General features: G+C 64.2%; 18 protein-coding genes. 3 read left to right on the top strand and 15 right to left on the bottom strand.

Going from position 1 to position 20,399, the window contains the following annotated elements:
* Positions 1-2: 2 nt before the first annotated feature.
* The 6 genes from F8237_RS03215 to F8237_RS03235 form a co-directional block, all read right to left on the bottom strand.
* The gene (locus F8237_RS03215) at positions 3-1,181 is read right to left on the bottom strand and encodes an aminotransferase (RefSeq protein ID WP_151642368.1); all 1,179 of its coding nucleotides are present in this window, start codon (positions 1,179-1,181) and stop codon (positions 3-5) included.
* An 8-nt stretch (positions 1,182-1,189) separates the two neighbouring features.
* Positions 1,190-1,516 (bottom strand): rhodanese-like domain-containing protein, encoded by a 327-nt coding sequence (locus tag F8237_RS03220; RefSeq protein WP_151642369.1) that lies wholly within the window; start codon positions 1,514-1,516, stop codon positions 1,190-1,192.
* A gap of 177 nt (positions 1,517-1,693) precedes the next feature.
* Positions 1,694-2,773, bottom strand: a complete 1,080-nt coding sequence (locus F8237_RS03225) for a prohibitin family protein (protein ID WP_151642370.1) — start codon at positions 2,771-2,773, stop codon at positions 1,694-1,696.
* Positions 2,770-4,482: an ATP-binding cassette domain-containing protein gene (locus tag F8237_RS03230; RefSeq protein ID WP_151642371.1), complete on the bottom strand. Its 1,713-nt coding sequence runs from the start codon at positions 4,480-4,482 to the stop codon at positions 2,770-2,772. The genes F8237_RS03225 and F8237_RS03230 overlap by 4 nt, the downstream gene beginning before the upstream one ends.
* Positions 4,483-4,494: 12 nt before the next feature.
* Positions 4,495-4,659: a hypothetical protein gene (locus F8237_RS36225; protein ID WP_167527460.1), complete on the bottom strand. Its 165-nt coding sequence runs from the start codon at positions 4,657-4,659 to the stop codon at positions 4,495-4,497.
* Between the two features lie 9 nt (positions 4,660-4,668).
* Entirely contained in the window at positions 4,669-5,172 is a 504-nt protein-coding gene (locus F8237_RS03235) for a YcjF family protein (protein ID WP_151642372.1), read from the bottom strand.
* A 240-nt stretch (positions 5,173-5,412) separates the two neighbouring features.
* Between F8237_RS03235 and F8237_RS03240 the strand changes: the two genes are divergently transcribed.
* Genes F8237_RS03240 through F8237_RS03250 form a run of 3 tightly spaced genes read left to right on the top strand, consistent with a single transcriptional unit; the run spans position 5,413 to position 7,390 of the window.
* Entirely contained in the window at positions 5,413-5,733 is a 321-nt protein-coding gene (locus F8237_RS03240) for an acyl carrier protein (RefSeq protein ID WP_201280182.1), read from the top strand.
* Positions 5,730-6,101 (top strand): nuclear transport factor 2 family protein, encoded by a 372-nt coding sequence (locus F8237_RS03245; protein ID WP_162005849.1) that lies wholly within the window; start codon positions 5,730-5,732, stop codon positions 6,099-6,101. The genes F8237_RS03240 and F8237_RS03245 overlap by 4 nt, the downstream gene beginning before the upstream one ends.
* A gap of 23 nt (positions 6,102-6,124) precedes the next feature.
* Positions 6,125-7,390, top strand: a complete 1,266-nt coding sequence (locus F8237_RS03250; RefSeq protein WP_162005850.1) for a cytochrome P450 — start codon at positions 6,125-6,127, stop codon at positions 7,388-7,390.
* Between the two features lie 34 nt (positions 7,391-7,424).
* Here the strand turns inward: F8237_RS03250 and F8237_RS03255 are convergent, their stop codons facing one another.
* The 9 genes from F8237_RS03255 to F8237_RS03295 all read right to left on the bottom strand — a co-directional run bounded on the left by F8237_RS03255 (position 7,425) and on the right by F8237_RS03295 (position 20,376).
* Positions 7,425-11,306: a non-ribosomal peptide synthetase gene (locus tag F8237_RS03255; RefSeq protein ID WP_151642375.1), complete on the bottom strand. Its 3,882-nt coding sequence runs from the start codon at positions 11,304-11,306 to the stop codon at positions 7,425-7,427.
* A gap of 38 nt (positions 11,307-11,344) precedes the next feature.
* Entirely contained in the window at positions 11,345-11,572 is a 228-nt protein-coding gene (locus F8237_RS03260) for an MbtH family NRPS accessory protein (protein WP_151642376.1), read from the bottom strand.
* A gap of 155 nt (positions 11,573-11,727) precedes the next feature.
* Positions 11,728-13,656: a potassium transporter Kup gene (locus F8237_RS03265; RefSeq protein WP_151642377.1), complete on the bottom strand. Its 1,929-nt coding sequence runs from the start codon at positions 13,654-13,656 to the stop codon at positions 11,728-11,730.
* A 140-nt stretch (positions 13,657-13,796) separates the two neighbouring features.
* Positions 13,797-15,695, bottom strand: coding sequence for a potassium transporter Kup (locus F8237_RS03270; protein WP_162005851.1), 1,899 nt, complete (start codon positions 15,693-15,695; stop codon positions 13,797-13,799).
* Between the two features lie 173 nt (positions 15,696-15,868).
* A complete protein-coding gene (locus F8237_RS03275; RefSeq protein WP_151642379.1) occupies positions 15,869-16,696 on the bottom strand; it encodes an OmpA/MotB family protein in 828 nt (275 codons plus the stop codon).
* Positions 16,697-16,719: 23 nt separating this feature from the next.
* Positions 16,720-17,493 carry a motility protein A gene (locus F8237_RS03280; protein WP_015686922.1) on the bottom strand — a complete coding sequence of 258 codons (774 nt, stop codon included), beginning with the start codon at positions 17,491-17,493 and terminating at the stop codon, positions 16,720-16,722.
* Between the two features lie 365 nt (positions 17,494-17,858).
* Entirely contained in the window at positions 17,859-18,578 is a 720-nt protein-coding gene (locus F8237_RS03285) for an RraA family protein (protein ID WP_151650445.1), read from the bottom strand.
* Between the two features lie 122 nt (positions 18,579-18,700).
* A complete protein-coding gene (locus F8237_RS03290; protein ID WP_151642380.1) occupies positions 18,701-19,585 on the bottom strand; it encodes a CDP-alcohol phosphatidyltransferase family protein in 885 nt (294 codons plus the stop codon).
* Between the two features lie 86 nt (positions 19,586-19,671).
* Positions 19,672-20,376 carry a phosphatidylserine decarboxylase gene (locus tag F8237_RS03295; RefSeq protein WP_259172404.1) on the bottom strand — a complete coding sequence of 235 codons (705 nt, stop codon included), beginning with the start codon at positions 20,374-20,376 and terminating at the stop codon, positions 19,672-19,674.
* Positions 20,377-20,399 lie beyond the last annotated feature (23 nt).

A 20,399-nucleotide genomic window follows, 5' to 3' on the forward strand; every position in this document is an offset into this window, starting at 1 on the left:
GTCTACCTCTTGCGTCCACGCACCGCGTCCGACAGCCGCTCCAGCGCGGTGTCGAGGGTCTCGTCCTTCTTGGCAAAGCAGAAGCGCACCACCGAGGTCACGGGGTCCTGCTCGTAGAAGGCCGAGACCGGGATCGCGGCGACCTTGTAATCCTTCACGATCCGCCAGCAGAACTCGGTGTCACTCTCGTTGAGCCCGAGCGGCGACAGGTCGACGGTCAGGAAGTACGTGCCTTGCGACTTCAGCACGGGGAAGCCAAGGCTCTCCAGCCCCTTGGTCAGGCGGTCGCGGCTGCGCGTCAGGTCCTTGCGCATCGACAGGAAGTAGTCGTCGGGCTTGCCGAGACCGTAGGCGACGGCCGCCTGGAGGTTCGGCGCGGTGGTGAAGGTCAGGAACTGGTGCACCTTGGCCGCCACGCGCAGCAGCGGCGGCGCGGCGCAGACGAAGCCGATCTTCCAGCCTGTCAGCGAGAAGATCTTGCCGGCCGAGCCGACCTTGATGGTGCGGTCGCGCATGCCGGGGATGGTGATCAGCGGGATGTGCTTGTGCTCGTCGAAGGTGACGTGCTCCCAGACCTCGTCGGTGATCGCGATGACGTCGAACTCCTGGCAGTAGCGCGCGAGCAGTTCGAGGTCCTCGCGCGGATACACCACCGCGGACGGATTCAGGGGATTGTTGAACAGCACCGCCTTGGTCTTTGAATTGAAGACGCTTTTCAGCATGTCCTCATTCAGACGCCAGTGCGGCGGCTCGAGCCGGACCAGGCGCGGAATGCCGCCGGCCTGGCGGATGATCGGCAGATAGGAATCGTAGACCGGCTGGAAGCAGACCACCTCGTCGCCGGGCTGGACCACCGCGAGGATGGCCGAGGTCAGCGCCTCGGTGCCGCCGGAGGTCACCATTACTTCGCTCATCGGGTCGAGCTTGAGGCCGTGCCAATGTCCGTAATGGGTCGCGATCGCCTGGCGCAGTTCCGGGATGCCCATCATCGACGGGTACTGGTTGTAGCCGTTCAGCGAGGCCTCGGCCGCGGCGCGGCGGATGTCCTCCGGACCGGGATCGTCAGGGAACCCCTGGCCGAGATTGATGGCGGCATTGTCGCGCGCGGCCTGCGACATCGCCTCGAAGATGGTGACGGGAAGATCAGCGAAGATCTTGTTCAGGGACGAACTCTTGGACATCGGGTCGATCAGCCACCGACCTTGCTGGGAAGACCCGCCGCCTTCCAGCCGAGCATGCCGCCGGCCAGGTGCTTGTCGTAAGGCAGGCCCGCCGCCTGCGCCGCGAGCGAGGCCGTCACCGATCGCTTGCCCGAGCGGCAGGCGAACACGACCTCCTTGCCGGCGCGGTCCGGGATCGCCCTGGGATCGAAAGTCGAGAGCGGCACGACGACGCCGTAGGGATAGGCCTCGGCCTCGACCTCGTTCGGCTCGCGCACGTCGACGAGCAGATAGCGCCCTTCCGCGACACCCTTGGAGACCTCGTCCGGGGTCAGATCCTGTACTTGATTTGCCACATCATCCTCCAACGTCGCGGGCCGCTGCCGGGGCGATCCCGGCGGCCGGCAACCTCGCCTCTCGGCAGGCGAAAATCAAGCGCTACAAAGGCTTGAGCCGCATGCCGCAAGTTAAAGCTAAATCGCAGCGACTTGAAGTGCAGCTTTCAGACGGCCACCGGAGGTCGGCGGCGGGGACTACGGGGCGGCACTCGGGCTCGGCCGCTGGACCGGTCCCTCCCGCCGTCGCGGCGGTCCGCGCCGCGGGGTGGGAACCGGCGTCGGCGTGACTGCGGGTTCGGTTCGTTCGGTCGTCTGGGGCTGGATGGCCGGCGGCGGAGGGGTTTCAGGCGCCTTCTTCGCGGCCTCTGCCTCCGGCGCCGCAACTGCGGCCGGCTTTGTACTCTCGAAGCCGTTAAGGATGACCGGAATGCCCCCCGGTCCGTTGCCCACCATGACCACCTTGCTGTTCGGCGACTGCGCCAGCTTCAAGGTGGCCTCGATCCCCGTCCAGCGGAGATAGGCGTCGGAAATGGTCGGCGTGACGATCTCCTGGAACCTGCGAATGCCGTTCGCCTCGACCTCCTTGCGCTGGCTCTCGAGGATCTCGCTCTGCACCTTGAAGCGGTACTCCTCGACATATTCGGCCTGTGCGAACTTGCGTTCCACGGCCGCCCGAAGCGTCTCGGGAAGCTTCACCTCCGATATCAGGACGTCGGTCAACGAGATCGGAGCCAGCGGGCCCTGCTCCTCGGTCGCGCCGCCAATGTTCGAGCTCCGGGACGAGACGAGCGTCCGATAGATCGTATCCTGGATGGCGTGACGGTCTTTGGCGTACAGATCCTCGGCCCTGGATCTGGATATCGTTTCGCGCAGGATGGATCCCACCTCGGGAATCAGAAGCAGCCTGACATAGTCCGGACCGATCGAGCGGTGCAGCGCGCCCAGCTGATTGCGTCTCGCCCGCCAACGGACGCTCGCGGTCACCCGCAGGTTCAGTCCGTCATTGGAGACGACCCCGAAATCCTCGGTGAACTCCTGCAGCCTCGTGTCGTAGACAATGAGCTGGTCCCACGGGAAGATCAGATGAAGGCCTTCGTCCCTGGCAGGACTGACCATGTCGGTACCGCCGAAAAAGCGCCACCACATCACGCCTGCATGTCCTGCCGGTACCGTGATCACCATGTGACGCCAGAGCATGAACACGACGAAGAGCGTGAGCAGGATCAGGAAAATCAAGCCTGTCGACAGCTGGCGGATGGTGCGTTGAACATTCATGCCGGGCCGACCGGCTTCAGTCGCCCGTCCTCCATGTGGTAGCGCCGGTCCGCCAGCTCGAAATAGCGCTCGTCATGCGTCACAGCGATGATCGCCTTGCCGGTCGCCTTGATGCGGGGGAGAATGGTTCGATAGAAACGCTCCCGGTAGCCGGGATCCTGATCCGCGGCCCACTCGTCGAGGACCAGGATCGGGCGCGCGTCGGCCATCGCCAGCGACAGCGCCAGCCGCTTGCGCTGGCCGGTGGAGAACGCCTCGGGGTCGTAGCCCTGTTCGAAATCCGGCGGCAGTTTGTCGGCAATATCGAGGTCCTGCGCGTTCTGCCGAAACAGCGCCAATCCCGCCTCGTCCAATCCATAGGGCTTTCGAAACGTGTGGAAGTCCGCAAAGACCGTCGAGAACAGACCACGATAGCTCTCCATCGTCGCCTCGGACATCACCTGGCCGTCGACGGAGATCGTACCGTGCCCGGCCGGGTAGAGCCCCGTCAGCACCCGCAGCATCGTCGTCTTGCCGGATCCGTTGTTGCCGGTGACGAACACGAGCTCGCCCGGCGCCAATTCGAATGTCACGTCGCGGATTGCAAAGCCCTCCTCGCCGACGCCGCGCCGATGAGCATAACCGACGCGGTCCATCTGCATGCGCTCGAACGTCCGCGGCGCTGGGGATGCAACCTGTGCCACCTTGCCACGCTGGTCGAGCGAGGCTTCGAATTCATCGATGCCGCTGAGGGAGAAGCGTGCGATGGAAAGCGGCTCGGCGGCCCGCACCAGTGCTCCGAGCGGCCCAAGCAGGAACAGCTCGGTGGTCACGATCCTGGAGAGCTCCTCCCCCGCGACGCTGGAGATCAGCGGCAGGATGAAGACCACGGTCGCGCCGAGCATGTAGGACGTGGAGCCGGCCAGGATGACCAGATCGCTGATCACGGCCGCGCCCTTGGTGCGGCATTTCGCAACATTGCCCGAGAGCTCGACGATCTCCCGATGGATCGCGTCCTGCTTCAGCCGGCTCAGGCGTAGTTCCTTGAAGCCGTCGACCAGGTCCTCGGCGGTCGCGCGCAAGGCCGCATCCGCGCGCGCGGCCCCGATCATCTGCGTCTTCAGCTCGCCTTCGCGGTTCAGATAGTACTGAATGATCAACCCGACGAAGATCACGGTGAGAACACCGGTGACGAACGATTGCCAGAACAGATCGATCATGACGAGCAGCAGCAGGATGCCGTTCTGAAATCCGCTCAGCATCGGCATGACTGCCTGCGACACCGCCTCGTAATGGCGAGCCATGCCATCCAGCAAGGCCGTCCGGCTGACCTGATTGAGATCGCTCAGGTCGAGCTGCAGGACCTTGACCGCGACACGCACCCGCTGCTCATGGAGCGCATCCTCGATCGCCCGGGCGCTTTTCCTCAGCAGCAGAGTCTGGGCATAGCGATAAATCAGCAGCAAGCCGACGAATGCCAGCCCCAGTTCAAGGGACTTGAATTCGTCGTTCTGCTCGCTGACGCCGGCCGTGATCACCATGATGATGAACGTTCCGGAGACTGCCGAAAGCATTGCGACCAGCAGCAGGTCCAGCGGCGAAGCCAGCGCAATGACAGGTAGTCGCTTTGGAACCGAGAGCCGGATATCCCGGCTCTTCAGCAAGAGCCCGATCAGCCGCCTGCCCAAGTTCGAACCTGGCTCGGCCGCGGATGACTCGGATGTACTCATTTTGAAATCCGGCTAGGACGCGCTGCGCCGCATTCCGAGAATAAAGACGATGAACATGACCAGAGGCGTCAACACGAAGGACAGCAGGAAAAAGCCGGCGAAACCGATCACCCGGTCACGGGCGAGATACCCGACCAGCAGGCAGCAAGCCAGATAGACGAGGAATGGCCCGACCATCGGGCGGCGCTACGTCGCCGCCGGCGGCTTGCCGCGCCTGAACTCGGCCTTCAGATCATCCGCAATCGATGTAGCGCTGAAATCGCCGGGCTTGCCGCCTCCCGCCAGATGGCGGGCGAAAACCTTGCCGATGGCGTAGGTCGCGGCGGCACCAAATGCCGACACCGACGCAATGCCCGCCAACGTGCCCACACCCGGTACGGCCTTCATCACCGCCCCGGCGGCCGCGCCTGGTATCAGCGTGCCGGGAAGAACGGACACAATGGCGTTGGCTGCTTCCTTGCCGAACGAATGGCCATACACATTGCTGAGATCCATCAGCATCCGCGTCTGAACGGCTCCGAGGGCAACGAGGTCCACGAACGGTAGCGGGACGAGACCGGCTGCGGCCGACCATTTCACGGCCGACGACACGATCTGGCCAACGTTGTCCAATTTGGCTTCGTCGAGGCCGCCATCGCGAACATCGGCATCACCAGTGGTTGCGCCGGTCACGGTCGATACGGTGGTCATCGCTGCAATCCCCCAATAAAGCTCGCGACCATACACTCGATTCTAATCAAGACAAAAGCCGCAGTTGCATGCGTAGCGGTTTTCCACGTCATTGCGAAGCTGAGAATTTTCAGCCGCGCATGTAACGCACGCAGCGAATCGTAGCGGGCTGCTCTATGCTGAGACGTTCTTCATGCAACTCCTTGTTGCGTTCGCCATTGCTTGACCGAAAAATGCATCCGGAGCCCCGAGAAGCGCCAAATGATCAACACCCAGCAAGTCAGAAGCACTGTCGACGGCATCATCGTCGAGGTCATGAAATCGTCAGGGGCCGGGCGAAGCCGCCTTGGCAATTGCCAGTCCGTCGAGCCGCAAATGCAGCTGAAGGACTTCGGCCTCGACAGCCTCGACATCGTGGAGCTGGTCAGCGTGCTCGAGACCAAGTTCGACATCGAAGTGTCGGACGATGTCTTTGAGGCCATCAAGACGGTCGACGACCTCTACACCTACATGTCCGCGACATTGGCGCAGAAAGCTGCATTGGCGCAGAAGGCGACACCGGCGCAGCAAAAAGCAAGTTGACGCCGTCGCATGTCGAGCTGGCGAAGCTCTTCCTGAACATCCTGGGAAGCGGCAATCTGTCTTCGCTGAAGGACATCTTCAGCGAAGACATCCGGATCGAGTATCCGGGGCTGCGCGCCGTGGCGGGCAGCGGCAAGGTCGTGCTGTTGCTCAAGAGGATCTTCTCGCAATTCGAGACATTGCGGTTCGAGGCGCTCGACTTCATCCAGGATGGCGAGAAGCTCTGCGTCACCTGGAAGAACGACGGACGGCTGAAGACGGGCGATGCGTTCCGTAACGAGGGCGCTACCGTGCTCCACATCAGGAACGGCGCCATAGAATACGTCAGCGACTATTTCAAATACGATCGGAAAGATACCCAGCCATGACGATCGAAGGATCTGCTTCAGTGATGCCCAATCCCGCATTCCGCAAGTCGGTGGGCGACGGGCACGCGGCGATCGACCTGAAGGATCCCGATTTTCATTCCCGTCCCGATCAGTATCAGCTGCTCAAGCAGCTGCGCGACAACGATCCGATCTACTGGAATCCGGAGGTCGGCGGCCCCGGCTTCTGGGCGGTGACCCGCTTCGACGATGTCGAGGCCGTCACCCGCGCCCGTGACGTCTTCTCCACCGACTACAGGCGGGGCGGAATGCGCATCTTCGACGCCAAGGACGTGACGGCCAATCCCCGTCCGGACATCTTTGCCATCGACCCGCCGGACCACACCACCTTCAGGAAGGCATTTCAGCCGGTCTTCTCCGCCGAAGCGGTTGCGACCTTCAAGGACAGGGCCCGGCAGCGAATCCGGCGTCTGATCGCCGGCATCGCCCCCCGGGGGCGCGCGGAGTTCGTCTCGGAGATCGCCAATCCCGTCGCCGCCGGCCTGCTGACCGACCTCCTCGAGGTCCCCGAGGCTGACGGGACGACACTGATGACATGGTCGAACGCCATGATCGGAGACGACGACGATGACTACGTTCCATCCATCGACCACCGCATTCAGTGCGTCCGCGCGCTGGACCGGTATGTCGAGGCGCTCATCAAGGAGCGGGCGGGATCGGACCGGACCGATTTCCTGACCGTCGTGACCCGCCTGACGATCGACAACAAGCCGCTGGACCTCGATGCACTCTGCGAGAACTTCGCGAGTTTCGTGGTCGCCGCCAACGAAACCACACGGCATACGATGACGCGATCCATCGTCGCGCTCACCGAGAATCCGTCCGAGCGCGCCAAACTTCAGGCCGATCCCGCCCTGGTGCCCCAGGCAACGAAGGAATTCGTGCGCTGGGCCACGCCGCTCATTCACGCACGCCGGACCGCCACCCGGGATACCGTGCTGGCAGGCCAGAACATTCGCGAAGGCGACAAGGTCGTGCTTTGGTACAAGTCCGCCAATCGCGACGACAGTCGTTGGCCGGATGCCATGCAGTTCAAGGTCGATCGCTATTGCAGCAAGGACGCGCCGAACCACATCTCGTTCGGCTCGGGGATCAATCACTGCCTGGGCTGGCGATACGCCGAGATGCAGATCACGATCCTGTTCGAGGAACTGCTCGCGACGCTGCCCGACATTCACGCCATCGGCGCCCCGAAGCTGCTGCGGTCGAACTTCATTGCCGGCATCAAGGCGCTCGATGTCGCATTCACCCCGGTTGGTCGTCCGGCCTGACCGACGAATTGACGGGTTCGGCCGCCGCTTCCGATCACGATCCTCGGGTCGCTGCCCGGATCATGTTGCGGCTCAGGATGGCGCCAATCCTGGCCGCGTGCGGCGGTTCGAACACCGAATAGTGGCCGGCGTCCACCCCCACGATTTCGATGGCGCCGCTGGTCACCGCCCCGAGCGACGAGCTTAGATCCGCATCGAGATTGTCGGTGGCGCGGACGAAGACAAGAGGCGCGCGGACGCGACGCGGCGTATGGTCCGCAAGCAGCCGACCGCTCCATTCGAAAGCCGCGGCGATCCGGTCAAGCAGGTCCTCCGACGTTTCGTCGCCACCGGACAGCGACGCATCCCCCTCTCCTCCCAGCATCGAGCCCGGCACGGTGCGGGGACCCGCGACGTCGGCGCTGACGTTGGAGAAGTAGGAATCAATCAGAAACAGAACAGCCACCTCATCACCCTCGGCCTCCAGCAGGCGCGTCATGTCGTGGGCGACAACCCCGCCGAACGACCAGCCCATCAAATGATAGGGACCGCGAGGCTGCACAGTCCGGAGGGCGTCGACATACCCCCGCGCCATGTCGGCAATTGACCCGGGCGGCGGCGCCGCATCGACGACACCAGCCGCCTGCAGCCCATAGACGGGAATTCGGACGTCGAGGCCGTCCAGCATGCGATAGTACACTTGGGCCAGCCCCGCGGCGGGAGGGACGCAGAACAGCGGCCTCAGCGAGCCGGAGACGCGCAGACGCACGAGCTGGTGATGGGCCGCGGCGAATTCGCGCGCGGTGATCGCCTTCGCCAGTGCCCTCGGGGTCGGATTGTCGAAAACCAGCTCGATCGGCAGTTCGCGGCCATGGTCGGCCCGCAGACGCGAGGCCAGTTGCATCACCATCAGCGAGTGCCCGCCGAGCAAGAAGAAATTGTCCAGCACGGTGACGCGGTCGGCGCCAGTGAGCGAACCGAACAGCCGGCAAATGTCCGCCTCGAGATCGCTCTCGGGTTCAACACGATCAGCCGACACGTCCCGCTGGCCTCTCGGCAATGACCTGCGGTCGAGCTTGCCATTGGGCAGGAGCGGCATGGTTTCCAGCACGACCACGACCGACGGCACCATCACCGGCGGCAGCGTGGTGACCAGCACCGCGCGCAAACCGGAGCCGTCGAGCCGGACGTCGCCGGACGGCACCACATAAGCCACCAGGCGCGCATCCGCACTGCTGTCGTCGAAGATCGCCGCCGCTTCGGCAACCCCGGCCTGCCCCAGCAACGCTAGCTCGATTTCTGCCAGTTCGATCCGCACACCCCGAAGCTTGACCTGTTCGTCCTTGCGACCGCAGAAAACGATCTCTCCATCCGCATCGCGATAGGCGCGATCGCCCGTACGATACATGCGCTCCCCGGCTGCGCCGAACGGACACGGCAGAAAACGCTCGGCCGTCAATCCGGGCCGCCGCCAATATCCCCGGGTAAGGCCAGCGCCGGAGATATAGATCTCTCCGACAACCCCGAGCGGCATTGGGCGCAGGCATTCGTCGAGGATGTGGACGCCGTAGCTCGGCAGGGCGCGACCGATCGGAATGGCCTGGTCAACGGCAACGGCGGCAATCTCGAACGCTGTTGCGTCGATGCAGGCCTCCGTCGGCCCGTACATGTTGAAGAACCGGCAGGATGGCAGGCGCGAACGGAGCTTCTCCAGCAACGGCGCCGGCAGCACTTCGCCGCCCAGGATCAACACACGAAGCGTGGACAATCCGATCGGAATGGAATCGGCGATCACGGCGGCGAATGACGGAACGACATCGATATGCGTGGCGGCCAAATTGACCACCGACCGCATGAACAGCGCCGGATCACTCGTCTCGGCCGGCGACAGGACGATGCAGGTTGCTCCCGCCACCAGCGGCAGGAGCATCTGATGGATGCTCGGATCAAAACTCATCGAGCTGGAGAACACGAAACGCGACGATGGCCCGACATCCCACAGGCCAAGCTGGTCGCCGAGCTTGCCGACCAGGTTCTGATGCGTGAGCGCCACGCCCTTGGGCCTGCCTGTCGAACCAGAGGTGTAGATCAGGAACGCAATGTTCTGCGCCTGCAACGGTGCCGACCGGTCCGACTGGCTCAATGGCTCCGGGTCGCACGCCGCGATCCCCTCTTCCACCGCACCATTGCCAAGCACGATTGCCGCAATGTCGTGCCCTGCGAAAATGTCCGCAGTGCCGCGCTGAGTGAGCACGACCGGAGCGCCGCTGTCCGCGATCATATGGCTCAGCCGCTCGGCTGGATGTTGTGGGTCCAGCGGCAGACAGCCGCCTCCCGCCTTCAGCACCGCCAGCACGGCCGCCACCGCTTCCAGACTGCGGTCCAGTCCGATGGCGACCACTGTTTCCGGGCCAACGCCGCGATCGATGAGATAACGTGCGAGGCGGTTCGAGCGCTTGTCGAGTTCGTCATAGGTCTGCGACTGGCCACCGCCGACGATGGCGACCCTGCCGCTGGCGGCGGCGAATGCAGCAGCCAGAACGTCAGGGAGCGTCTTGCCGATCGTTGCTGCGGTAGTGGTGGTCACCGGATCGGCGCGTGGCTCGTCGATGTCGACCGGCAGCGCGAGCGCACCGACGGGAAAGCCTGTTGTCGCGATCTGTGCGGCGATGGCGACGATCCGCGACAAATGCGACTGCAGATCCGTCCGACGATAAAGGGCGGCATTGCCATCGAGATCCATGCGCAATCGTCCCTCCGCCTTGTTGTCGATCAGGCTCAGGGACAGATCGCGGACGGGACCGTAAGAGAGATAGTGCGATGATGACTGCGCGCCGCTGAACTGCAGATCCTGGTCCACCAGCATGATGTTCACGGACAGGCTGAAATAGTCCGGCTCGCCCGGCCGCAGCCCCAGATCGTTGCGGACGTGTTCGAAGCGATAGGCTTGATGGCGCAGCGCAAGCCGCATCTGCCGCGAGATATCCCTGGCGACCGCATCGAAGCCAAGTCCCGGCGAAACATTGACCCGCAGGTGGCATTCGTTCGACGCCATCGCCGGGAAGGCTCGCGCCGCGCTTGCCAGGCGGCCCAGCAGTTGCGTGCCGAGCACGACCTCGTGCTGCCCCTGATAGACCGATTGCAGGACCGCGGCGGCGGCCATCAGCAGGTGCTCGGGTCTGATCCCGGCCTGTCGTGACAGTTCGCGCAGTTGATCGGAGACCGACGCCGGCAAATAGCAGGTCTCGCGCAGAACGGCATCGGACGAGCCGCCGGCGCGGGCACCGGTCGCGGACCAACTGCTCATCTTTTCGGCGCCGGCGAGAGTCGTCTTCCAGTAGCGGCGGTCGTCGTCACATCGGGATGACTTACGATAAGCCTGCGCTTCGCTCGCCATCGCGGCCGTGCCGCCCAGCGGATAGTCGGGACACGACTGCCCTTCTCGCAGCGCTGAATAGGTTTCAGCCAGGCGATTGCCGACGATCCAGGCCGACTGACCGTCGAAGGCAATGTGATGATAGATCTGGCCCCAAAGCCAGCGCGCATCAGCGGTCTGAAGCAGCAGCCAGCGGAACGGCGGCTCGGTCTCCAGCCGGAAGGGACGGCGGAGCTCCGAATTGATCCGACCGACCGCTGCTGCCGACGGATCCGGCGCCTGCCTGACATCGATGATCGACAGTATCTCGCCGCGAGCCGCAACCACTTCCTGCCATAGCGCGTCGTCGCGCGCATAACATCTGAGGCGGAGCGACTCGGTGTGGTCGACGACATGCTCGGCGGCCGTCGCCAGCGTCCGCAGATCCAGCTCACCGACGATCTCGGTGTACAAGCCTATGTTGTAGACACAGCCCGTCTTATCGAGCAGCTGTCCAAACCAGATGTCACGCTGGGCAACCGACAGCGGAAAGCGTTCTGGCGCAATCGACGCTTCCCTCATCACACCGAAGCTCCCGCGGATCTGCAAGATTCAACCGTTCAACGCTGGACGGTCCGGTCCGGGAGTTTGCCGGCACGCATGTCGATCCAGCAGCTTTCGACGAAGGCCAGACAGTCGGCCTTTTGCGCCGCCGAATGTGCCTGATTCCAGCCAGCTGGAATCGGCTTGGCAGCCGGCCAGATCGCATATTGCGCGTCATGATTGACAAGGACGACGAATTCATCGCCGTCGATTGACCAATTGCCAGACGCTGGCTCCCCATCCATCGCGCCTTACCTGATCATGGCCTGACCGATCACGCCGGACGGCATCGATTTTCGTCTCGCACGGCCGATGATTCGAGTCCAGCAGCGGCCCTTCATCGCTACCACAGCGATGCGGCCTCGCGCGCATCCGCGATCGCGAATTTCGCCTCAGGCGGCTAGATCGTCACCTGCGTTCCGACCTCGACCACGCGGCCGGAGGGGATCTGGAAATAGTCGGTTGCGTCGTTGGCGGAGCGGCTGAGCGAGATGAACAGCCGGTCCTGCCAGCGGGGCATGCCGGAATGGGCGGCGGGCTTCAGCGCCCTGCGCGACAGGAAGAACGAGGTCGACATGATGTCGAACTGCCAGCCGAGCTTGCGGGCGATCGCCAGCGCCTTCGGCACGTTCGGCGATTCCATGAAGCCGAACTTCAGCGTCACCTTGGAGAAGGTCGGGCTGATCTGCTCCAGCCTCACCCGCTCGGCCGGGTCGATGCGCGGGGTCTGCGCGGTCTCGATGGTGAGAATGACGTTCTTCTCGTGCAGCACCTTGTAGTGCTTCAGACTATGCATCAGCGCGGTCGGCGCGCTCAGCGGATCGCTGGTCAGGAACACGGCGGTGCCGGGCACCCGCTGCGGCGGCCGCTTCTCCAGCATCGCCACGAGATCGGCGAGCGGAAATTCGAGCTTGCGCGACTTCTCGAACAGCAGCCGGCTGCCGCGCCGCCACGTGTACATCAGGATGATCATCAGCGCGCCGAGCGCCAGCGGCACCCAGCCGCCTTCGAACACCTTGAGCAGGTTGGCGGAGAGAAAGGTCAGGTCGAGGAACAGGAACGGCGCAATCAGCGCGGCGGCCGCGAACGGCGACCACTTCCAGACCTTCCAGATCACGACAAAGCCCATCATCGCCGTGACCACCATGGTGCCGGTCACGGAGATGCCATAGGCCGAGGCGAGCGCACTGGAGGAACGGAACAGCAGCACCAGCAGCACCACCGCGACCAGCAGCAACTGGTTGATGCGCGGGATGAAGATCTGGCCGGAATGGGCTTCCGATGTATGACGAATTTCGAAGCGCGGCAGCAGGCCAAGTTGAATCGCCTGGCGTGTCAGCGAATAGGCGCCGGTGATGACCGCCTGGCTCGCGATCACGGTGGCGGCGGTGGCGAGCACGACCATGCAGCCGCGGAAAAAACCCTGCGGGAAGAGCTGGAAGAACGGGCTCACGATCGCGCCGGGATCGCCGAGCACGAGCGCGCCCTGCCCCAGATAGTTCAGCGCCAGCGACGGCAGCACGATGAACAGCCACGCGGTCTGGATCGGCCGTTTGCCGAAATGGCCGAGATCGGCATAGAGCGCCTCGGCACCGGTGACGGCCAGAAACACCGCGCCCAGCGTCACGAAGCTGATGATGCCGTGGTGGAGCATGAAGGACACGGCGTAGAGCGGGTTCAGCGCATACAGCACCTGCGGCTGTTCGATGATCGGATGGATCGCCGCCAGTGCGATCACCGCGAACCACACGCACATCACAGGGCCGAAGAAGGCCGCGACCCGGGCGGTGCCGCGCGACTGCACGGCAAAAAGGCAGGCCAGGATCACCACCGTCAGCGGCACGATGTAGGGCTCGAACCGCAGCGTGACGTCCTTCATGCCTTCAATTGCCGACAGCACCGAGAGCGCCGGCGTGATCACGGCATCGCCATAGAACAGCGCGCCGGAGATGATGCCGAGCATGACGATGGTCGCCCCGCCAGTGCCGACCGCGCGCTGCGCCAGCGCCATCAGAGCGAGCGTGCCGCCTTCGCCGTTGTTGTCGGCGCGGAGCAGGATCACGACGTATTTCAGGGTCACCACGACGAGCAGCGCCCACAGGATCAGCGAGAGCACGCCGAGCACGGCGGCCTGGGTCGGCGCCCCCTCAGTCCCCGACGCAGCCATCACGGCTTCCCGGAACGCATAGAGCGGGCTGGTGCCGATATCGCCGTAGACGACCCCGATGCTGCCGAGCGTCAGCGCACCGAAACGGGCGGTCGTATGGGCTTCGCCATGCCCATTGGCCGCCGCCGTTTCCGGGGCGGAAATCGCTATATCACTTGTCATGGGAGAGCCCAGTGGCCTCTAAAATGCTTCACTGCACAACGGCGGAAGAGCGCGCGGCTTATAGTCCTGCGCTGCCGGCATAGCCTAGCCCGTTTCTGGGCCCTCACCATGCAAAAATCGCATAAGTCCGTCGATTGCAATCAGATGGTGACTTGTGTGCCGACTTCAACCACCCGCCCGGTGGGAATCTGGAAATAGTCGGTGGCGTCATTGGCGGACCGGCTCAGCGCGATGAACAAATGGTCCTGCCACAGCGGCATGCCGGACTGCGCCGAGGCCTTGAGCGACCTCCGTGACACGAAGAATGACGTCGACATGATGTCGAACTGCCAGCCCTGCTTGCGCGCGATCGCGAGTGCCTTGGGCACGTTCGGCTGCTCCATGTAACCGAACCTCAGCCGGACCTTCGAGAACTTCTCGCTGACCTTCTCCATCCTGAACCGATCCACCAGATCGACCCGCGGCGTATGCGCCGTCTCGATGGTCAAGATCACGTTGTGCTCGTGCAGCACCTTGTTGTGCTTGAGATTATGCAGCAGCGCGGTCGGCACAAAGGAAGGATCGCTGGTGAGGAAGACCGCGGTGCCCTTGACGATGTGCGGCGGCCGCTTCTCCAGGCTTTTGATCAGGTCGTCCAGCGGCACCTCGATCCGGCGCGTCTTCTGGATCAGGATCGCCGAGCCGCGCCGCCAGGTCCAGATCGTCCCGGCCATGGCGACGCCGAACAGCAGCGGCACCCAGGCGCCCTCGAGCAGCTTGAGCAGATTGGCGCTGAAGAAGGTCATGTCGACGACGACGAAAGGCACGATCACGGCAGCCGCCGTCGCGGCACGCCAGTTCCACAGCTTCCAGATCACGACAAACCCCATGATGCCGTCGGCAACCATGGTGGTGGAGACCGCGATGCCATAGGCCGAAGCCAGATTGCTGGAGCTGTGGAACAACAACACCAGCAGCATCACGCCGATCAGCAGCAGCCGGTTCACGCGCGGCAGATAGATCTGGCCGGCATGGGTCTCGGAGGTGTAGCGCACCTCGAAGCGCGGCAAGAGGCCGAGTTGCACCGCCTGATAGACCAGCGAATAGGCGCCGGTGATCACCGCCTGGCTCGCGATCACGGTCGCCGCGGTCGCAAGTCCGACCAGCGGCAACACCAGATACTCGGGCACCATGCTGTAGAAGGAATGCTCAATCGCGCTGGGATCGGACAGCACCAGCGCGCCCTGTCCGAAATAGTTGATCAGCAGCGACGGCAGCACGAAGAACATCCAGGCGGACTGGATCGGCTTGCGGCCGAAATGGCCGAGATCGGCATAGAGCGCCTCGCCACCGGTCACCGCCAGGAACACCGCGCCGAGCGTGACCAGACCGATCGTGCCGTGCGACAGCAGGAATTGCAGCGCGTAATAGGGATTGATAGCGGCCAGCACCGACGGATCGTCGGCGATGTGAACGATGCCCATCACCGCCAGGCAGGTGAACCAGATCACCATCACCGGGCCGAAGGCCGAGGCCACCAGCGCCGTCCCCTTGCTCTGGACCGCGAACAGCAGCGCCAGGATGAAGACGGTGAGCGGCACGACATAGTGCTCGAAGGCGGGCGTGGCGAGCTTGAGACCTTCGACCGCCGACAACACCGAGATCGCCGGTGTGATCATGGAATCGCCGATGAACATGGAGGCGCCGACCACGCCGAGCGCGAGCAGGAACCAGCTTCGCCGCCCGAGCGCACGCTGGCCCAGCGCCATCAGCGAGAGCGTGCCGCCCTCCCCGTTATTGTCGGCGCGCAGCAGCAGCAGGACGTATTTGGCGGTGACGACGATAAAGAGCGCCCACAGGATCAGCGACAGCACGCCGAGCACCATGACCCGCGACACCGGCTCGCCGTGGGCCGCGCCTCTGACCGCCTCGTGGAATGCGTAGAGCGGCGAGGTGCCGATATCGCCAAAGACGACGCCGATGCTCCCGAGCGTAAGGGACCAAAAGCCCGAAGTGACCGGCCCTTCCTGGGTCTCGGTCGATGTGATGCTCGCCGTCATGTGGATGGAAAACGCTTCGTCCCTGGAATTGATCCGGCGCCTTTCGACGCTTCCGGCGCGGCTGTCAATCGGCACAGCACCTTAGCAGGCGGCGAGGCAGATGCTGTGACGCCGCAGCAACGGTTGCCACCAGCGCGACGACATGCCTCAGGTAAGATGGTAGCGCAAGACCTCTAGGGCTTCAAATTCGGCGGCAGCGGCGGATCTTCCCGCATCAGGGTGATCGTCACCCGGCGGTTGGCCGCCAGCGAGGGGTCGTCCGGAAACAGCGGCTGGGTGTCCGCCTTGCCCGAAACGGCGAAGACGTGCGACGGCGGCAGGCCCTCGCGTTCGAGGATCTGGCGCACTGCATTGGCCCGATCGGCCGACAGATCGAAGGCGCCGTAGTCGCTGCGGCTCGGCACGAAACCGGCTGCGGTGTGGCCGGCGATGGAGACGCGGAGCGGCGTGGCCTTGAGCGGAATGGCGAGCTTCTCGATCAGGCGGCGCGTGCGGTCATAGGGCACCTTTGAGCCGTCCGCGAACATCGAGCGGCCGTCCTGGTCGACGATCTCGAGGTTGAGGCCCTGCTTGGTCTCCTCGAACATGATGTGCTTGGACATCTCGGTCAGTTCCGGCATGTCCTGCAAGGCCTGACGCAGCGACGCTGCGGCGAGCGCGAAACCGCGGTCGACCTTGAGCCTCGCGCCGGACGTCTTGTCGTGATCCTCCTGGTCCGGCGTCGGCGTGTTCGACGACTCCTCAGGCTGGATGTGGTCGACGTTCTTCAGCCGCGCGCGGGTCGGCAGGCCGTCGGATTCGATGATGCCGGCGTAGCGCGCCTCGCTCTGGACGCCGAAGGCCTCGCGCATGGAGCCCGCGACGATCTTCAGCTTGTTGGAGTCCTGGGTGGAGAACGCGACCAGCATCACGAAAAACGCCAGCAGCAAGGCCATCAGATCGGCAAACGTCACGAACCAGCCATGGCCGCCGTGAGCTTCTTCGCGTTTCTTCTTTGCCATCTGTCAGATCCCGGCGTCCGGCGTTACGCCGGAACCGGCTCGCCTTCGGCGTGGCGGTGCTTTTCGGGCAGATAGGCCAGCAGCATCTCGCGCACCAACGTCGGACTCTTGGAGTCGCGGATCATCAGAATGCCATCGATGATCAGCGTACGATTGGTTTCCTCGTCGATCAGCTTGCCATGCAGCTTGTCGGCGATCGGCAGGCAGAGCAGGTTCGCGACCAGCGCGCCGTAGAGAGTTGCCAGCAGGGCGGTCGCCATGAACGGGCCGAGCTTCGAGGGATCCGACATGTTCGAGAACATCTGCACCATGCCGATCAGCGTTCCGATCATGCCGAACGCAGGCGCGCAGTCGCCGACGGCGCGGTAGATCTTGCTGCCTTCGTTGAGATGCAGCAGGAAGTTGTCGCGGTCGCGCTCCATATTGTCCCTGATGAAATCGAGGTCGTAGCCGTCGGCGACGTAGCGGATACCCTTCGCCAGGAACGGCTCGTCAGTCTCGACCTTTTCCAACCCCACCGGGCCCTGCTTGCGGGCGATCTCGGCGATGCGGGCGAGTTCGTCGACCAGGTCGTGCGCCGACAGCCGGCTCATCGTGAAGGCGAATTTCATGCCGAGCGGCAGGCCATGCATCAGCACCGAGAGCGGAAAGCGGATCATGGTCGCAGCGGCCGAGCCGCCGAAGATGATGATCGCCGCATGATCGCTGATGAACATGTGCAGATCGCCGCCCATGAACACCATCAGCGCGATAACTGCGAGGCCGCCCACAAGCCCGGCGCCCGTCATGATATCCATGGGAGACTCCAACGCGAACGCAACAACGGCCGTCCTGGCCGGTGGCGCGGCCCAACCCCGAACCGCATTGGAAACCCTAGTGAGCCGCGATTAAAGACGCGTAAAGGTTAAGTCCGGACAGCGTGTCCCGCCGCTGCTGATGGTACCGCGATTGCCGTACAGCGACATGAATCTCAACACTTCGCTAACCATGATGACGTCGCCATGCGACGAAAACCTCGGCGTCTCGTGCAGGCCGATGTCTGGAATGGCCAGGCGCTTCTGAAGAAGCGATTTGTCTTGAGATGCGATGTGTCTTGCGCGTCAGGACCACACCCATGTCGCCGGCCCGCGCGAGCCGGCGACATGGCTGGCAAGTCAGGAGCTCAGTGAATTTCCGCGGAGCGCTTCAGCGCGGCCTTCAGCTTCTCCAGCGAGAAGTCGGGGCTGCGGGCAATCTCGAGGATCGGCGTCTCGCGGCGGCCGCAGAGTTCGGCCGCTTCAGGCAGCTTCGCGGCGATGTCGAGCGGGATCACGATCGCGCCATGCTGGTCGGCGTGAATGAGGTCATCCGACTTCACGGTCATGCCGGCGACGCGCACTTCGCCGCCGAAGCTCTCCGCATGCACCCACGCATGCGACGGGCCGATCGAACCGGCCAGCGCCTGGAAGCCCGGGGCCCATTGCGGGATGTCTCGGATCGAGCCGTCGGTGATGACGCCGAGGCAGCCGAGCGCCTTGTGTACGTTGCTCTGCACCTCGCCCCAGAACGCACCGTAGCCGACATCGGGACCGTCGATGTCCTGGATCACCGAGATGCGCGGACCGTGGCCGGTACCGACATATTCGTAATAGTCGATGCGGCGCTTGGACTGCTCTTCGGCCGGCAGCGAGGATTTCAGCACCGAGCGGATCGCGACCGTGCGGGCGTAACCGACGATCGGCGGCAGATCGGGGAACGGGCAGACGAGTTGCTTGGTGGTGTAGCCGATCAGCCGGCGCTCGGGCGCGACGATCTCCATGGCATTGCAGATCGTCGGGGTGTCGTAGCGGCCCAGCGCTTCGAGGACGGAAGCGGGCAGCGGCCCGGTCGCGGAATTGGTCACGGCGTTCTCTCCCAGATTGGCGGCCGCTGTTGGCGCGGTGCCGCCTGCACAGGCGATATAGCCGAGATCAGGCTTCAACCCAACTCAGCACGCCCTCATGGCAGATATCCGTGTCTTGTCGTTCAGTGCAGCCGTCCGGGCCGGTCGTCCTCGTCCGGCGGCTCCGCCAGATTTGCCAGCGTCGGCGCGGAGGGCGGCGACGGGACCTCGCCTCCTCCTGCCGGCGCGGCGGTTTCCATCGCACGGGCCTGGTCGCGATAGGATTTGAAACCGAGTGGCAGTGAGGCCAGATACAGCACCGTGCCGATCGAGAGCACGTACCAGGGATAGCTGATCAGCAGCGCGATGAAGAAGATCACCGCGACGAAGGCCGGCAGCACCAGCTCCGGCGGCACCCGCATGCGCATGCTCTTGCCGGAGAACACCGGCAGGCGCGACACCATCAGGAAGGCAATCAACAGCGTGTAGCCGGCCGTGAGCGACGCGGGCCAGCGGCCCAGATCCAGGAACGCGGCATAGATCGGCAACATCACGGTGATTGCGCCGGCCGGCGCCGGCATGCCCGTGAAGAAATTGGCGGCAAAGGCCGGCTTGTTCGGATCGTCCAGCGTCGCGTTGAAGCGGGCAAGCCGCAGGCACATGGAGATCGCAAACACCATGGCCGCGATCCAGCCGGCATTGCCGAGCTCGTGCAGCTGCCAGAAATACAGCATCAGGCCGGGGGCCACGCCGAAATTGACGAAATCGGCGAGGCTGTCGAGCTCGGCGCCGAACTTGGACTGGCCCTTGATCAGCCGCGCGATGCGGCCGTCGATGCCGTCGAGCGCGGCCGCGAACACGATGGCATAGACGGCGAGCGTCATCCGCCCTTCGATCGACAGCCGGATCGCCGTCAGGCCGGCGCAGATCGCCAGCAGCGTGATGACGTTGGGCACCAGCATCCGCACCGGGATCGGGCGGAACCGGCGGCGGCGCACGTCTGGATCTCTGGAGTCGTAGGGCGTCATGGATCGTCCTCACCTCAAGGCGAGATATAGCAAGCCCCGCCCCCTCCGCCATTGCGGCGGAAGGCCCTCATGGACCGACTTATTGGTTAATTGGCGCGGAAGGCGCGGCTCGGGTCGTCGCCGGCAAGGTCGGCCAAAATCGTCTCGCCTGCGATTGCGGTCTGCCCTTCCGAGACCAGCGCCTTGGTGCCGACGGGCAGATAGACGTCGAGGCGCGAGCCGAAGCGGATCAGGCCAAAGCGCTCACCGGCCCCGATCGCCTGCCCTTCCCTGACGAAGCAGACGATGCGCTTGGCGATCAGCCCTGCGATCTGGACCACGCCGATCCGTGCCGTCGGCGTCGTGATCACCAGCGAGTTACGCTCGTTGTCCTCGCTCGCCTTGTCGAGTTCGGCATTGATGAAGAGGCCGGGCCGGTAGGCGATGCGGTCCACCCTGCCCGCCAAGGGGGCGCGGTTCACATGGCAGTTGAACACGCTCATGAACACCGAGATGCGCGGCAGCGGGCGGTCGCCGAGCCCGAGCTCGGCCGGCGGCAGCGCCATGGTGATCATCGAGACACGGCCGTCGGCCGGCGACACCACGAGCCCCTCGCGCACCGGCGTCACCCGCACGGGGTCGCGGAAGAACAGCGCGCACCACACGGTCAGGATCGTGCCGATCCACCCGAGCGGCGACCACAGCCAGAACAGGATCAGGCTCGCCAGCGCAAAGCCGCCGATGAAGGGATAGCCCTCCTTGTGGATCGGCGGGATCTGACGCTGGATCGAATCGAGAATGGACATCACTATCTGCCGCCTGAGGGTTGATGGCA

The organism is Bradyrhizobium betae (assembly GCF_008932115.1).
Lineage (GTDB): Bacteria > Pseudomonadota > Alphaproteobacteria > Rhizobiales > Xanthobacteraceae > Bradyrhizobium > Bradyrhizobium betae.

Excerpts from the sequence above, each read along its gene's own strand:
- F8237_RS03215 (WP_151642368.1), bottom strand. The coding sequence starts at position 1,181 with ATGTCCAAGAGTTCGTCCCTGAACAAGATCTTCGCTGATCTTCCCGTC.
- F8237_RS03225 (WP_151642370.1), bottom strand. The coding sequence starts at position 2,773 with ATGAATGTTCAACGCACCATCCGCCAGCTGTCGACAGGCTTGATTTTC.
- F8237_RS03230 (WP_151642371.1), bottom strand. The coding sequence starts at position 4,482 with ATGAGTACATCCGAGTCATCCGCGGCCGAGCCAGGTTCGAACTTGGGC.
- F8237_RS36225 (WP_167527460.1), bottom strand. The coding sequence starts at position 4,659 with ATGGTCGGGCCATTCCTCGTCTATCTGGCTTGCTGCCTGCTGGTCGGG.
- F8237_RS03235 (WP_151642372.1), bottom strand. The coding sequence starts at position 5,172 with ATGACCACCGTATCGACCGTGACCGGCGCAACCACTGGTGATGCCGAT.
- F8237_RS03240 (WP_201280182.1), top strand. The coding sequence starts at position 5,413 with ATGATCAACACCCAGCAAGTCAGAAGCACTGTCGACGGCATCATCGTC.
- F8237_RS03250 (WP_162005850.1), top strand. The coding sequence starts at position 6,125 with ATGCCCAATCCCGCATTCCGCAAGTCGGTGGGCGACGGGCACGCGGCG.
- F8237_RS03255 (WP_151642375.1), bottom strand. The coding sequence starts at position 11,306 with ATGAGGGAAGCGTCGATTGCGCCAGAACGCTTTCCGCTGTCGGTTGCC.
- F8237_RS03260 (WP_151642376.1), bottom strand. The coding sequence starts at position 11,572 with ATGGATGGGGAGCCAGCGTCTGGCAATTGGTCAATCGACGGCGATGAA.
- F8237_RS03265 (WP_151642377.1), bottom strand. The coding sequence starts at position 13,656 with ATGACAAGTGATATAGCGATTTCCGCCCCGGAAACGGCGGCGGCCAAT.
- F8237_RS03270 (WP_162005851.1), bottom strand. The coding sequence starts at position 15,695 with ATGACGGCGAGCATCACATCGACCGAGACCCAGGAAGGGCCGGTCACT.
- F8237_RS03275 (WP_151642379.1), bottom strand. The coding sequence starts at position 16,696 with ATGGCAAAGAAGAAACGCGAAGAAGCTCACGGCGGCCATGGCTGGTTC.
- F8237_RS03280 (WP_015686922.1), bottom strand. The coding sequence starts at position 17,493 with ATGGATATCATGACGGGCGCCGGGCTTGTGGGCGGCCTCGCAGTTATC.
- F8237_RS03290 (WP_151642380.1), bottom strand. The coding sequence starts at position 19,585 with ATGACGCCCTACGACTCCAGAGATCCAGACGTGCGCCGCCGCCGGTTC.